Annotated in this window: 8 protein-coding genes and 2 pseudogenes; 3 read left to right on the top strand and 7 right to left on the bottom strand. The window is 41.9% G+C overall.

All coding sequences use genetic code 11. The annotated features are described in order from the left end of the window. Positions 1-27: 27 nt before the first annotated feature. Complete coding sequence (locus tag LK416_11100; GenBank protein UEA74195.1) at positions 28-2,409, top strand: right-handed parallel beta-helix repeat-containing protein; 2,382 nt, start codon at positions 28-30, stop codon at positions 2,407-2,409. A 717-nt stretch (positions 2,410-3,126) separates the two neighbouring features. Here LK416_11100 and LK416_11105 read toward each other — a convergent pair. From LK416_11105 to dnaK, 5 genes and pseudogenes are all read right to left on the bottom strand, one after another. Beyond that, complete coding sequence (locus tag LK416_11105) at positions 3,127-5,571, bottom strand: glycogen/starch/alpha-glucan phosphorylase (protein UEA74196.1); 2,445 nt, start codon at positions 5,569-5,571, stop codon at positions 3,127-3,129. Positions 5,572-6,046: 475 nt separating this feature from the next. After that, a pseudogene (locus tag LK416_11110) lies at positions 6,047-6,727 on the bottom strand (DnaJ domain-containing protein). Next, complete coding sequence (locus tag LK416_11115; protein UEA74197.1) at positions 6,728-7,639, bottom strand: DUF5685 family protein; 912 nt, start codon at positions 7,637-7,639, stop codon at positions 6,728-6,730. Between the two features lie 14 nt (positions 7,640-7,653). Then, complete coding sequence (locus LK416_11120) at positions 7,654-8,049, bottom strand: zinc-ribbon domain-containing protein (protein ID UEA74198.1); 396 nt, start codon at positions 8,047-8,049, stop codon at positions 7,654-7,656. Between the two features lie 105 nt (positions 8,050-8,154). Continuing rightward, positions 8,155-9,909, bottom strand: coding sequence for a molecular chaperone DnaK (dnaK, locus tag LK416_11125; GenBank protein ID UEA74199.1), 1,755 nt, complete (start codon positions 9,907-9,909; stop codon positions 8,155-8,157). Between the two features lie 262 nt (positions 9,910-10,171). Between dnaK and LK416_11130 the strand changes: the two genes are divergently transcribed. Beyond that, on the top strand, positions 10,172-11,041 hold the full coding sequence (locus LK416_11130) for a DMT family transporter (protein ID UEA74200.1): 870 nt from the start codon (positions 10,172-10,174) through the stop codon (positions 11,039-11,041). Between the two features lie 17 nt (positions 11,042-11,058). Beyond that, a pseudogene (locus LK416_11135) lies at positions 11,059-11,620 on the top strand (iron-containing alcohol dehydrogenase). A 221-nt stretch (positions 11,621-11,841) separates the two neighbouring features. Here the strand turns inward: LK416_11135 and LK416_11140 are convergent. Together LK416_11140 and LK416_11145 are read right to left on the bottom strand one after the other, a co-directional pair. After that, positions 11,842-13,461 (bottom strand): DUF2436 domain-containing protein, encoded by a 1,620-nt coding sequence (locus LK416_11140; protein UEA74201.1) that lies wholly within the window; start codon positions 13,459-13,461, stop codon positions 11,842-11,844. A gap of 343 nt (positions 13,462-13,804) precedes the next feature. After that, the gene (locus tag LK416_11145; protein UEA74202.1) at positions 13,805-15,514 is read right to left on the bottom strand and encodes an acetyl-CoA carboxylase carboxyl transferase subunit; all 1,710 of its coding nucleotides are present in this window, start codon (positions 15,512-15,514) and stop codon (positions 13,805-13,807) included. Between the last annotated feature and the right edge of the window lies 1 nt (position 15,515).

Consider the following 15,515-nt stretch of genomic DNA (forward strand, 5'->3'; position numbering starts at 1 on the left):
TATTTATAACTGAAAGGGGACATATATATGAAAAAACATCTTATCCTGCTTGCTTCAGGACTGCTGCTTGTTTCCGGTGTTGCTTATACAGCAGATACACAGACATTTGCAGCCAACTTAACAGCTACTGAAAGCACAGCATCAAATGACACCTCACCGGAACTATTTGCAAATTCATACTCTGTTTCCGGCGACACGATTACGGTCTCCGCTAAAAACGGAAGTGAAATTGGAACAGTATTAAATGACGCATTAAAAGCTGCACGCGATCTTGCGGATTCCAACGGACACATAATCACCGTCAATGTTCCGGCAGGAAGTTATACTCAGGACATTGCTTTACATATCTACAGCAATACAACACTGAACCTGACAGGTGTAAGTATCAAATGCACAGCGGATACACCGATCAACATGATCACCACCGGAACAAACGGCGCATACAAAGGACAGAACAACTATAATACAAGTTCATTATGTAGCGGCTATAACGGATTCAAAAACATAACCATAAACGGCGGAACATTCATCAGCATTCCATCAAACGACTCAACAATCGTGCGTCTTTCCCATGCAACCAATGTCCATTTAAACGGAATCACCTTAAAAGGAGGCGGCTGTCTTCACCAGATGGAAGTAGCTGCAATCAACGGCTTCTATGTAACGGGCTGTACATTCCGGGACAATGGAAAAGCAACCGATATCAATAACCACGAAAATCAGGAAGCACTTCAGCTCGATATGCCATGCCGTGAGTTTGTATTCCCGAATATATACGAAGACGGCACTCCGATGAAAAATGTCGAGATTACCGGTTGCACATTTAAAAATGTTGCAAGAGGTCTCGGAAGCCATACGATGCTGATCGGCGCTTACCATGAGAATATTAAGATAAACAACAATACCTTTGATAACGTACTGGAAGAATGCATTATCGGTCTGAACTATTATAACTGTGAAATTAAAAATAACACGATCAAGAACTGCGGTGGCGGTATCCTTGTTCAAAACTATAAAGCTGCCGCTAATACGATCAACACCTCAATTCTGGATGGCAAGAATAAATATAAAGCATCCTTCCGCTATAAACTCAATACAGTTATCAGCGGCAATAATATCTCCCTCCGTTATTCTCCTAGCTGTATTACACCGGAAGGAATCAAAGTCTCCGGATACAAACAGGAAAGTGGAAAAAAGGGCGGTGACGGATTCATTCTTCCTGCCGGAAACTACTATATCAGTGGTGTAACTGTTTCCGACAACACAATCCACACCTCCGGTCATGGCATTCATTTCCTTGATGCTCACGGATGTAGTGCATATGATAATACAATCATTGGGCAGAATTTTTCTTCCAAAGATCCGTCCAAAAACGATCATGATGGCATTCTGGTAGAAATGGATTCCAAAAATATTATCATAAACAATAACCATATATCCGGAATGACCAGAAACGGTATTCTCGTGCAGAAGTCATCTTCCGTAAAGAGGATCTCCAAAAATATTTTTTCCAAATGCGGCGGACGCGGAATCCAGATATATGATAAAAGCCAATGCACAGAAGGCATATCGGATAATCAGATCAAAAGCTGCAAACGGGGTGGCATCTTTATCAGCAATAACTGCACCTCGGGAAATATCACCGGAAATAAAATTTCATCTTATAACGAAGAAGGCGGTATCTCTGTTTATAATAACTGTACAACAGGCAAAATCGCAAATAACACGATCACTGATACCAGAAAAAACGGTAAACATACAAATCTGGCCGGTATAAAGATCAATTTAAAATCAACCACCGGCTCCATGACGGGAAATAAGATTCTGGCCGGTGCCGCAAAATACTCATCCAACCGTGGAATTGTCCTTTACAATTCTTCCAAGGTAAAAGGATCGATCAATAAAAACACGATCGAAAAATGTAGTGACTCAGCTATCGTGGTATCTCTGAAATCTCAGGTTACCGGAAGTGTTAATGGCAATAAGATATCATCTGCTGCCAAATACGGAATTCAGACCCTGAATAAGTCATCTATTGGCAAGGCAATAGCATCCAACACGATCAAAAATGCCAAAACAAGCGGTATCTTGATCGGAAGTATCTCAAATACTTTGAAGATCGAAAAAAATAAAATATCAGGCTGTTCAAATGCAGGAATCTATATCCAGCCTGCAACAACAAAATACAAAATTACCGCTACAAACAACACAATTACCGGAAATAAAAAAGGATCCGGCTTCACCATAAGAAAAGCCAAGATCCTTATCAACAAAAATAAGATTTCCAAAGTTACATTTGGCGTATATGCAGATAAAAAATGCAAAGGCAATGTCTATGCAAATAAAATCTCCAAGATCACCAAAAAAAAGGTCTACACCGACACAAAAAAAGTGAAGCTTAAGAAATAAACCTCTTCTATACTAATGAGGAAGGTTATACTATTATTACGCAAGTCGTTTGCACTCTATTCTCGCGTAACAGTACTAAGTTCCCGCCTCACGGCGGATCATTAAGGACTGACGCGAGAAAAGGCTTGCTTCATAATAGTATAACCTTCCTCATTTTGTACATTAAGTCTGCTCTATAAGAAATAAGACATTTCTTGTCTAAAGTAACAATAAAACAAACCGGCGGTAAGTATATAGATACACTATTATGTACCGCTGCACGAGGATTAGAGCGAAAGCGTCTTGCGAAATAATATGTGTATTATATACTTACCGCCGGTCATAAAAATATCACTTATAGAACAAGACCCCTATATACTTTATGCATCAGACCTGTTCACTCTGTATAACTTCGAACTAAACTCGGCTAGCCTCGTTAAGATCTCAGTTACTCACGTCGGTCCTTAGCGACCCACCAAATGGTGGGAGCTTAGTACCGCTACGTGAAAATAGAGCGCGAGCGTTCTGCGGCATAAATGTATATATGTCTTTTTTTGTATACATAAACAGACCCGTGAGCATTATATATGTACATCATTATGCAGCAAGCCTATCCGAGTGCCGGTACTTAGGTTGCGTCTTTTGCAACCTTATGTACCGCTGCACCGAGGATAGAACGAAAGTGCCTTGCGGAATAATGGATGTACTATATAACGATCACGGGTCGTACATATATTATTAGTCTAATGTGACTTTAACCTTTTTGAGGTTCCAGATCTCTTTTGCATACTCTTCGATTGTTCTGTCTGATGAGAACTTACCGGAGCATGCTGTATTCAACATAACCATCTTAGCCCAGTTCTTCTCGTCTCTGTAAAGAGTATCGATCTTTCTGTGAGCTTCTACATAAGAAGCAAAATCCTTAAGGATGAAGTATACATCTTCGTTGATAAGTGAATCATACAGATCTCTGAAACGATCCGGATCATCAGAAGAATACATACCATTGATAAGCTGTGTAAGAACAGTTCTTACTGCTGCATCATTGTTGTAAATATCCTTTGGATTGTATCCACCTTCACGCTCATACTTCATAACTTCTTCAGCTCTTAAACCGAAGATAACTGCATTTTCTTCACCAACTTCTTCAACAATCTCTACATTTGCACCATCCATGGTTCCAAGTGTAACTGCACCGTTTAACATAAATTTCATGTTACCGGTACCGGATGCTTCTCTGGAAGCTGTTGAAATCTGCTCGCTGACATCTGCTGCTGCGAAGATCAGCTCTGCATTGGATACTCTGTAGTTCTCGATGAATACAACCTTGATCTTACCCTTGATAGATGCATCGTTGTTGATAACATCTGCAACAGAGTTGATCAGCTTGATGATAAGCTTTGCTCTCTTATAACCGGCGGAAGCCTTTGCACCAAAGATATATGTTGTTGGATACATATCATATGATGGATTTGTCTTCAACTCGTTGTACTGATACATAACATGTAAAATATTAAGAAGCTGTCTCTTGTACTCATGAAGTCTCTTAACCTGTACATCGAAGATAGAACGAGGATCTACATCCACGCCATTATGCTCCTTGATATAATTTGCAAGACGGATCTTGTTCTGGTACTTGATATTCATGAATTCCTGCTGATACTTCTCATCAGTAGCATATACTTTTAACTTCTTCAGATTTGAAAGCTTAACGATCCATTCATCACCGATCTTATCTGTGATCCAGCTTGCAAGAAGCGGATTACCATGAAGAAGGAAACGTCTCTGTGTAATACCATTTGTCTTATTATTGAACTGCTCAGGTCTCATCTCATAGAAGTCCTTCAGCTCTCTCTCTTCCAGAATCTTTGTATGAAGTGCTGCAACACCATTTACAGAGTAAGAACCTGCGATAGCAAGATGTGCCATCTTAACCTGACCATCATAAAGGATAGCCATGTTCTTAACCTTATCCTGGTTGCCCGGATACATAGACTGGATCTTCAGTACAAATCTTCTGTTGATCTCTTCTACGATCTGATAGATACGAGGAAGTAATCTTGAGAACAATTCGATCGGCCATTTCTCAAGAGCTTCAGCCATGATCGTATGGTTAGTGTATGCACATGTTCTGGTTGTGATATCCCATGCATCATCCCACTCAAGACCTTCTTCATCCATAAGGATTCTCATTAACTCTGCTACTGCAACTGTTGGATGTGTATCATTCATCTGGAACGTGATCTTTTCCGGAAGCTTATGAATATCACTGTTTTTCTCTTTGAATTTCAGGATTGCTCTCTGAACAGACGCTGAAATGAAGAAGTACTGCTGTCTCAGTCTTAATTCCTTACCTGCATAGTGATTATCATTTGGATAAAGGACTTCAACAATTGTCTTAGCAAGGTTCTGCTGCTCAACAGCCTTTTCATATTCACCCTTGTCAAATGAATCAAGACAGAACTCCTGATCTGCTTCTGCATCCCAGATACGAAGTGTATTTACAACATTGTTGCCATAACCGACAACCGGAACATCATATGGTACGGCACGAACGGTCTGATAACCATCCTGAATAAAGTAATTTCTTCCGTCTCTGTTCTCAACTCTTACATAACCGCCAAATTTAACTTCTACAGCGTACTCCGGACGCTTGATCTCAAATGGGTTGCCATCCTTTAACCAGTCATCCGGCAACTCGATCTGATAACCATCTTTGATTGCCTGCTTGAACATACCATAACGATAACGGATACCACATCCGTATGCCGGATAACCAAGTGTAGCAAGAGAATCCAGAAAACATGCTGCAAGACGTCCCAAACCACCATTACCAAGTGCTGCATCCGGCTCCTGATCCTCGATCAGATTCAAATCAAATCCAAGTTCATCTAAGGCTTCTTTTACTGCATCATAGTATGTCAGATTGATCAGATTGTTTCCCAGGGCTCTACCCATCAGGAACTCCATGGACAGATAGTAAACTGTCTTAACATTCTTCTTCTCATATTCCTTATGTGTTGCTATCCATCTGTCTATTATGTCGTCCTTAACAGCGTAGCTGACAGCCTGGAATACCTGCTGTGGAGTTGCCTCTTCGATTGGTCTTCTGTACAATGTCTTTACATTTGTAATAACCTCTTTTTTGAAGCCCTCTTTGTCGAAATCAATCAACTTTTTCATTTATCGTATCCTCCTTGAAAATTGCACGCCAGAATGCATCCCTGACGATTTTTCTATAATCAGATGCCGATATTATTCGCATCCTTTATATCTCTTTCACCCTAATTCATCATAATATCCAGTTTTACCATGAGAAATTTTGGAAGAAACCTATATCATTTTAACAAAAAAACATGTATTTCTCAATACATGTCTTAATTTTTTGTAGAAAAATACATATTTTTTAGACCAAAGTCTAATTAATCTTGCAATTTTACAATGATTTTTCAATTATTTTCTGTTTTTATAGTTATTTATACGCTCTTGCCCTATGGGGCATACCAATATCTGAACAGTTTCATAAGGGGTTTTCCTTCTAATAACCGCCTGAATAATAGCCGCCACAAGGGAAACAGCACATATTTCCACCACAACAGGAGAGACAAAGCAAGGTAGTGCAGAAAGTATTACAGCATTTTGTCATATCCCGGCCTGACATATCCATGCCATAACCCTGTCCCTGATCCATATACCATTTCGATCCGCTCTTGATCTGTTCGTATGCACGCTTGTATTCCATATTATCCGGCTCTAGCTGTATCGCCCTTTGAAGCATCTCAAGCGCCCGGATCTGATTACCAAGTCCGGCATTGCATACACCAGAATAATAATGCCATTTTGCATTATGATCCTGGATCTGGTTCAATACTGTTCTTGCTTCCTCATAACTGCCTGACCGCAGATAATTTCTTGCCGCCTGAAAATATCTGGAATCCTGATCGTTCGGATCATAGTCCTCCCGTCTTCCGCCGGCATATCCGCCGAACCCGCCAAACGGGTCAAAACCGCCATAGAAACCGCCAAACGGATCTGACTCATCATAAGTAGTTCTTCCACCGCTGTTGCTGTTTCGGTAACTGCCCGAACCATATGAACCATTTCCATATGGGCTGCCATATCCACTTGCTCCGTATGGATTTCCATAACCGGTATCACCATCCATGATCGCCTTATATGCCTGCTGGATCTCTTTGAACTTCTCCTCAGCCTCGGCTTTATTTGGATTGTTGATATTCGCATCCGGATGATATTTTCTGCTCAATCGTCTGTATGCACTTTTTACTTCATCATTACTGGCACCATGCGGCAATCCCAGTACTTCATAAGGATCTTTCATTTATTCTCCATTCTGCCTGTTATCTGCTTTGCTACCGCATCTTTCGGCAGTTGCTTTATAATAATTATTCCATATGCCAGAATACACGATATTCCTGAGAATTTCCACATTTTTTATAATCGGAAGCTTCTCAAATTCTCTGGCACATTCTGCCGCCTGCATCATCAGGACTTCTTTTACCCAGTCTGCAAGCTTCTGCCATTCCTCCACCGGAATGTCCTCTGTCTTCATTTCTTCACTACATGTAAGCTTGTGTATCAATGGATTAAAGCTGTGTTTTTTTCGGTCCTTTTCAATATCATCGTAAGCGTCCAGAATATATACAAATCTTCCAAGATAATAACCGATCTTTCTCAGATTTTCTTCCCATGCATCAGCTTTTACGGCAAATATCTCTGCCAGCACTTCACCAAAATATCCTGATAACCGATCCAGATCTTCACTGTTTTCTTTCTCAAGCTCGCTGATCTTTGCAAGCCGATCTGCAATAGTATCAATCTTTTGTCTGTAATCATATAATCGGCTGTCTTCCTTTTCCAACTCTTTCTTCGGTATTAAAAGCTCCGCATACAGCTTACGAAACAGCTTCTTATCATCTGTCCAGTCATCCATGCATTTGTAATATGTAAGTATACGGTTCATATCCGCTGCATAATCGGAGTACAGATTTCTGGCATATTCATGCTTTGTCATCGGATGGACCACACACCTTTTTGTACCCCGCTCCTCTGACGGCTCATACAATCCGGTAAGCAGCAGCACCAGAAATGTCATATCGTAGCTTAATGACAACTGACCTTTTGCGCCCTGATCTTCTTTTAACGCCCTGCACAACCCGCAGTAATACCTGTGGTATTCGTCAAATTCTTTAAATTTCATTTCCTGCTGGTTTACTACTATATATCCAAACACGCGCCTGTCTCCAATCAGCTTTTCTTAATAAAAGTATTCCCACATTTCGGACATCTTATCTCGATCCTGCCCTTGCCTCGTGGAATCCGGATCATCTGTTCACAACGTGGGCAGGTGAAGATCTTATAATTCTTTCCGGCTTCTTTGCTTTTTTTCATCCGTTTAAATACATTTCGAACGCCTGTCGTGTGGCTTAGAAACCACTTATTTTCTGCCGCACGTTTGTCGTATTTCTTAGAAAAGATGCGCACATATCCATAGATAAAAGAAGCAAGTCCAAGGAAATACAAAACTCCTGTCTTCGCCCAGACATCTATGATGATCAGGATCAGGCCCATCCAGGTCAGAAATGATGAAAACTGATCATTCCCATATCTTGTTCGCATAAAGTTATAAATCTTATCTCTCATATAAGCACCATTCTTTCTTTACCCTGCAGATCTGCTGCCATTTCAGCACCTTCAGATCATGTATACTATTTATATATTTCCGATCCGACGATCGTAATATTCTGCCTATCCAAGGATCATTGCAGATTCCTGTAACTGTCTGTAAGCATCCTTTATATTGCCCGCTTCTATATCCGTGATCCGGTCAGCATCCGTCCGACATACCAGTTTCTTTAAGTATTCCAAATCTCTCCGAATCTTCTTGATCTGAGCCTTATCCAGATTCTGACTTTGTACCTCTAACTGATTTTCTACTTTATATACATATGCTTCAGCTTCGTTCCAGATATCCATATTTTCCTTGTTGCCCTGAGTCTCTTTCTCGTACCGCATGGCATCTTCCCTTGCCCGACGGATCTCTTCCTCTGAAAGATTCGTGCTGGATGTGATCACGATCTGCTGTTCCACGCCTCTGCCAAGATCCTTTGCAGATACCTTTAGTATACCATTTACATCAAGGTCAAATGTAACCTCGATCTGCGGAACTCCTGCAAGTGCTCGCTTGATCCCACTCAGGCGGAAGTTGCCAAGTAGCTTATTATCTCTGGTATATTTGCGTTCGCCCTGATACACCTTTACCTCTACATCGCGCTGGAAATTTCCGGCCGTTGTAAAGATCTTAGATACCCGTGTCGGAATTGGTGAGTTTCTTGGGATCAGTACATTTGCAATACCACCTAAGGTCTCGATTGACAGAGACAATGGCGTTACATCCATCAGCAAAATATCATTTACCTTATTTGTAACGGTCAGACCACCACTGAGCTTTCCTCCCTGAATCGCAGCTCCCATCGCAACGCACTCATCCGGGTTGAGATTCTTCGAAAGCTCTTTTCCGGTTATCCTCTTAACCTCGTCCATAACGGCAGGGATTCTGGTTGACCCACCAACCAATAATACCTTATCTAAACTTCCGGCTGATATACCTGCATCCCGAAGTGCCTGATTGACCGGACCGTCTGTCCGTTTTACAAGATCATCTGTCAGCTCATTGAACAACTCTCTGGTTATGAGCATATCGAGATGCTTCGGCTCGTTCTTTACGACCGTGATAAACGGAAGATTGATATGAGTCTGCAGCGTGCTGGATAATTCTTTCTTTGCCTCTTCGCATGCTTCCCGGATACGCTGTACCGCGGTTATATCTTTCTCCAGATTGATCCTTGTTTCTTTCTTAAATGACTTTATCACATACTGCACCAGACGCTCGTCAAAATCATCACCACCAAGATGATTGTCACCTGCAGTTGCCAGAACCTCGATCACATGATCTCCGATCTCGATCACGGATACATCAAAGGTTCCGCCACCAAGGTCATATACCAGAATCTTCTGTGCCTGTCCGTTATCCAGACCATAGGCAAGTGCCGCTGATGTCGGCTCGTTAATGATTCGAAGTACATTTAACCCTGCGATCTTTCCTGCATCCTTTGTCGCCTGTCTCTGGCTGTCATCAAAATACGCCGGAACCGTGATGACCGCATCATGAACCGGCTCACTCAGATAGTTTTCTGCATCTGCTCTTAACTTTGACAGAATGATCGCCGATATCTCCTGTGGTGAGTAATCTTTTCCATCTATTCTTTTTCTATATGCCGTTCCCATTTCTCTCTTGATCGATGCAATGGTTCTGTCTACATTTACCGTAAGCTGTCTCTTCGCAGCATCCCCCACCAGTCTGTCGCCATTTTTCGTAATGGCTACTATCGATGGTGTGGTACGGTTGCCTTCGGCATTCGGTATGATCGTCGCCTGTTCTCCTTCCAGAACGGCCACGCAGCTATTTGTCGTTCCTAAATCTATTCCTATTACCCTGCTCATGTATGATCTCCTATTCTGCATCAATTATTTAAATTATTTTTCCTTACACTTTTTCTAGAATGTATGATAGACAAGTTTTTTGAATAAATTGTGTATAGTTTATAAAGCAAGTATAAAGTGTTTCATAAAACTTTGGCTGCTGACAAATACGAAAACATGCTATAATGAGCATTGCTATGGAATGTGTCTTCACATACCGGCATAATGCGAAAATACTGTTTATTTCCGCAAATATCTAACAAACAGAAAGTGGTGTTTTTATATGCGAGAGAAAACAAAAGCAATTCTTTATATAATTCTGTCCGGTGTCGGTTTTTCTTTTATGAATGTATTCGTACGATTATCCGGCGATCTTCCTACGATTGAAAAAGCATTTTTCCGTAATCTGGTCGCAGCATTCATCGCGCTTGTTGTCCTGATCCGAAGTGATCTCGGACTGCATTATGAGAAACGGCACATTCCGATGCTGTTTATGCGGTCGATCTGCGGCACACTCGGTATCATGTGTAACTTCTATGCAGTCGATCACATGAACATCGCCGATGCTTCGATCTTAAATAAGCTGTCACCGTTTGCCGCTGTTATCTTCTCGATCTTCCTGTTAAAGGAAAAGGCAAGTCTGAAACAATATGCTGCTCTGATCGGTGTATTCATCGGTGCTTTATTTGTTATCAAACCATCCCTGAACTTCACTGATTTTGCTCCGGGTCTCATCGGTTTTACCGGCGGTATGGGTGCAGGCGCTGCTTATGCGGCAGTAAGATATCTAAGCAACCACGGTGCAAAGAATCCACAGATCGTATTCTTTTTCTCCGCATTTTCGACTCTGGTCATGCTGCCGTTTGTGATCGCCTTTTATAAACCGATGTCATTTTTCCAGTTGTTCTGTCTGTTAATGGCAGGTGCCTCCGCTGCTGTCGGTCAGTTCTCGATCACGGCTGCTTATTCACATGCTCCGGCAAAGGAAATATCGATCTTCGATTATTCGCAGATCATCACCTCGGCAATCCTTGGTTTCATCTTCTTCAGCCAGATACCGGATGCACTGAGCTTTATCGGGTATGCCGTTATCATCGGCATTTCTTATCTGAACTGGCGCGCAGGATTAAAAGCAGATACAGCCGGCAAGTAAATTTAGATATTATTTATATGGCTAACAGATTTGTATTAAACGAAACATCTTATCATGGAGCAGGTGCGATCACAGAGATCGCTACAGAGGTCATCGGCCGTGGCTTCAAGAAAGCATTTGTCTGCTCTGATCCTGATCTCATTAAGTTCGGTGTTACTAAGAAAGTAACAGATGTTCTGGACAACGCTGGTCTTGCATATGAGATCTATTCCAACATTAAACCAAACCCAACCATCGAGAATGTTCAGTCAGGTGTTGCTGCTTTTAAGGCTGCTGAAGCTGATTACATCATTGCGATCGGTGGCGGATCATCCATGGACACAGCAAAGGGCGTTGCTCCTACCAAGAATAAATCCGTACCTATCTTCGCTGTACCTACAACAACCGGAACTGCTGCCGAGGTTACGATCAACTACGTTATCACAGGATGTTGGAATTCCAGCCAACTTAAAGGATATCGTAAAGCCGGAGGATATTCCTTTCCTTGCTCAGTCTGCATATGGCGATGCATGCCGTCCGGGCAATCCAAAAGAGACAAGCGTAAAGGATATCACCAAGCTGTACGAGTCATTGATCTAGGATTTATATAAAAACGGGGATGTAACATCGAGGGCATCATAATCATTATTTCGCAAGGCGCTTTCGCTCTATCCTCATGTAACGGTACTAAGCTCCCGCTTATCAGCGGATCGCTAAGGACCGACATTCGGACTGGCTTGCTACATAATATTATGATGCCCTCAATGTTACATCCCTGTTTTTATGCTATCTGTAAAATAATCCTACAGCTAACCGGTCTTTTACTTTTTTCTCCTTTTTTTAATGCTCATTACTCCAATGGCAGCTCCACCACTGACAAATAAAAGAACAACCGCCAAAACAGGTACACTGTTATCACCTGTCTGTAAAGACTTCGGTTCATCTTTTAACTTTGGTATTATTACAGCTTCTGCTTTGATCTCTTTCTTTCCGGCTTCATCGCTGTAATACTTTCCGCAACCATCACAATACCAATATTCAACATTTCCTTCAGACTTTTTCGTAGCAGCCTTAGCATCAACATGCTTGAAATCTGAATGATTTTCTGAATCTATTTCTCCATAAGCTTCACCACATACTTCACACTTTGCTTTTTCACTACATGTGGCTATACCGCCTTTATGTCCTTTTGCTTTAACCACCGAACCGGATGAAAGCTTTTTCCCGCATCCCTTGCAGTAGGTATCTCCGGTATAGCCATCTTTGGTACAGGTTGCTGACTGTTTCTTTCTGACCTCGGTTTCTCCTGCATGATTATCAGAATTATATTCACCATATTCTGCTCCGCAGCTTGTGCAAACTGCTTTCTCATGACAGGTTGCTGTGCCTCCGCTATGTTCACAGTTATAGCCGCATTTCTGACATACACCATCTTTCCATTCATGCTTTTCTTTTGCAACACTTACGAGGCTGCAGCAATTCCATTTCTTCTCGTGTGTATCAGCTGTCTGAATCCACTCCTCTGTTCCCGTATGATTGCTCGGATTCAGATCTCCATAACTTTCTCCACAAACCTCACACTTTGCTTTTTCTGTACAAGTTGCTTTGCCGCCGCTGCACTTTGCGGTTTCAGAAGCGTTACAGCCATTTGTCTCACATTTCCGGATATGCATTCCTGCAGCAGCATCATCATGTTGCCATTCCCCAAATGCATGTTCTGATCTGCCTGCCGCAATTGTATATCCACATACATTACATGTAGCAGCAGTCGTACAATCTGCATCATCATTTGATATATGCGCTGTCTTGGCAGTCACACTTGATGCCTTATCCGGACAATTTGTATCGTCACATTCCTGCCAATGACCGCTTTCATCACTGTTCCAGATACTGTTACTATAACTATGTTCATGTATGGAAAGATATACTCCATCTCCACTACCTACTTTTGAAACAGTATATGTATATACCTTTCCTGCTTCAAAAACATAGTCATCCATGCGCGCTTTATCTGTTCCCCCATTTCCTACGATCCAAACTCTATCATCTGGTGTTGGATTTGTAATAACATAATCATATGTTCCTGACGGAATTGTAATTTTGGCTGATGAACCATATGGGATACTATTTTGCGTATCCCTTGCTCCATCTGCATTTCCAGGTATTTTGTATTCGAACCTGTCGTACACAGATGACGGGACATCATCATTTCTACTAAGCGGACCACTATCTGGTATTACATCACCATATGTATCATGGTCTTCATCCAACAAAAATTGAAATCCTGAGCTGTCTTCCCAATCACAGTTATTAACCAATATGATTGTAGCCGTGCCTGTCTGTGTCTGCGAATCTTCTGCATGCACAGTATAAGCAGTTGACACACCTCCTGTTAATAATGCGCAGCCTAACAATAAACTGCTTACAATTCGTTTTCTCATTTCTTTACCCTCCATTTCTAAATGATAAACCTCCGCTTCGCACTGTATTAATCTCCCTGACCAAAAGGCTCTGCATAACCCCAACAGAAATAACCTTTTGTATAATTGAAACCAGTACATATGTTAATTATAACATATACGATATTTGAATGTCACCAATCAAAGTGTACACTACAAAAACAGGGATGTAACATTGAGGGCATCATAATATTATTTCGCTCTATCCTCATGTAACGGTACTAAGCTCCCGCTTATCAGCGGATCACTAAGGACCGACATTCGGACAGGCTTGCTACATAATATTATGATGCCCTCAATGTTACATCCCTGTTTTTTATTTTATTTACATCTCACGGAATCTCTTATATCTTGCAGCAGCAATTTCTTCGCCGCTCATTCCATCGAATTTCTTCAGGAATTCCTTGGCATTCATCTTAATGAATTTACCGATATATGGGACAGATTCTTTATCTGCTCCGCCATACTCAGGAATAACCTTCTCGATCACACCAAGTCTTGAAAGATCCTGTGCGGTAAGCTGCATAACCTCTGCTGCCTCCTCTGCACGGTTGCTGTCCTTCCAGAGAATTGATGCATAGCCTTCCGGTGAAAGAATGGAGTATACTGCATTTTCAAGCATCCATACTTCATTACCAACTGCCATAGCAAGTGCTCCACCACTGCCGCCTTCACCGATCAGGATACAAAGTACAGGAACTTTAAGGGCTGACATCTCGTAAAGGTTTCTTGCGATTGCTTCACCCATACCACGTTCCTCTGCTTCCAGTCCACAGAATGCACCAGGTGTATTTACAAATGTGATGATAGGACGGTTGAACTTCTCTGCCTGTTTCATCAGACGAAGCGCCTTACGGTATCCATCCGGAAGCGGCATACCGAAATTACGCTCCATACACTCTGTCATGCTGGAACCCTTTACCTGTGCGATCACGGTTACAGGCTGTCCATCGATATGACCGATACCACCAACGATTGCTTTATCATCATTCATTGTTCTGTCTCCATGGATCTCATGGAAATCATCACAGATATAATCAATATAATCAAGTGCGCATGGACGAGTCATCTGTCTTGTACCACGGATCTTCTCCCAAGGAGTCTTATTCTCAACAGAAGTCAATCTCTCCTTTAAGATCTCGCTGATATCAAACTTCTCGTCTTCTTCCTTATCGAAGTTTGCATAACCGGTTCTCTGCTTATGTGTAACGATCAACTGGTACATGGTATCCTTCATCTTATCTCTGGTAATAATTCCATCGATAATACCATGCTCTACCAGGAACTCAGAACGCTGGAAGCCTTCCGGAAGATCCTGTCCGATCGTCTGTTTGATAACACGAGGACCTGCAAAGCCAACCAGAGCACCAGGCTCACCTAAGATGATGTCGCCAAGCATTGCAAAGCTGGCTGTTACACCACCGGTTGTAGGATCTGTAAGGATCGATACATATAACAATCCGGCTTCTGAATGTTTCTTCAATGCTGCGGAGGTTTTTGCCATCTGCATCAGGGAAATGATACCCTCCTGCATTCTGGCACCACCGGAACAACAGAACATGAATACAGGAAGCTTTTCTTCTGTTGCACGCTCAACCGCTCTGGCAATCTTCTCACCAACAACATAGCCCATACTGCTCATCAGGAATCTGGCATCACAGATACCGATCATAGCCGGCTCACCATTGATCAGAGCCTTACCGACTGTAACCGCTTCTTTCAATCCTGTCTTTTCCTGCGCAGCCTTAACCTTATCCTCATATCCGGCTGTATTTAACGGATTTGACATCGGCATATCTTCAAACCATGGTTCAAATGACTTTGGATCTGTTACCATCTTGATACGGTTCTTTGTCTTAACACGGAAATAAGAACCACATTCATAACAGATATATTTTGCCTTTACAACTCTCTGCTTATCAAGCTCAGCTCCACATTTCGGACATTTTACAGTCTCCGGTTTTGGCTGCTCCGCTTCGACAGCCTTCATTTTTTCCATCTCGGCTTCTTTTGCCTTTTTCTTTATAAATAACATT

The organism is Lachnospiraceae bacterium GAM79 (assembly GCA_020735665.1).
In the GTDB taxonomy this organism is placed as follows: domain Bacteria; phylum Bacillota; class Clostridia; order Lachnospirales; family Lachnospiraceae; genus Coprococcus.

Coding starts and splice junctions, on each gene's coding strand:
- LK416_11100 (UEA74195.1), top strand. CDS start 28: ATGAAAAAACATCTTATCCTGCTTGCTTCAGGACTGCTGCTTGTTTCC.
- LK416_11105 (UEA74196.1), bottom strand. CDS start 5,571: ATGAAAAAGTTGATTGATTTCGACAAAGAGGGCTTCAAAAAAGAGGTT.
- LK416_11120 (UEA74198.1), bottom strand. CDS start 8,049: ATGAGAGATAAGATTTATAACTTTATGCGAACAAGATATGGGAATGAT.
- dnaK (UEA74199.1), bottom strand. CDS start 9,909: ATGAGCAGGGTAATAGGAATAGATTTAGGAACGACAAATAGCTGCGTG.
- LK416_11130 (UEA74200.1), top strand. CDS start 10,172: ATGCGAGAGAAAACAAAAGCAATTCTTTATATAATTCTGTCCGGTGTC.
- LK416_11140 (UEA74201.1), bottom strand. CDS start 13,461: ATGAGAAAACGAATTGTAAGCAGTTTATTGTTAGGCTGCGCATTATTA.
- LK416_11145 (UEA74202.1), bottom strand. CDS start 15,514: ATGTTATTTATAAAGAAAAAGGCAAAAGAAGCCGAGATGGAAAAAATG.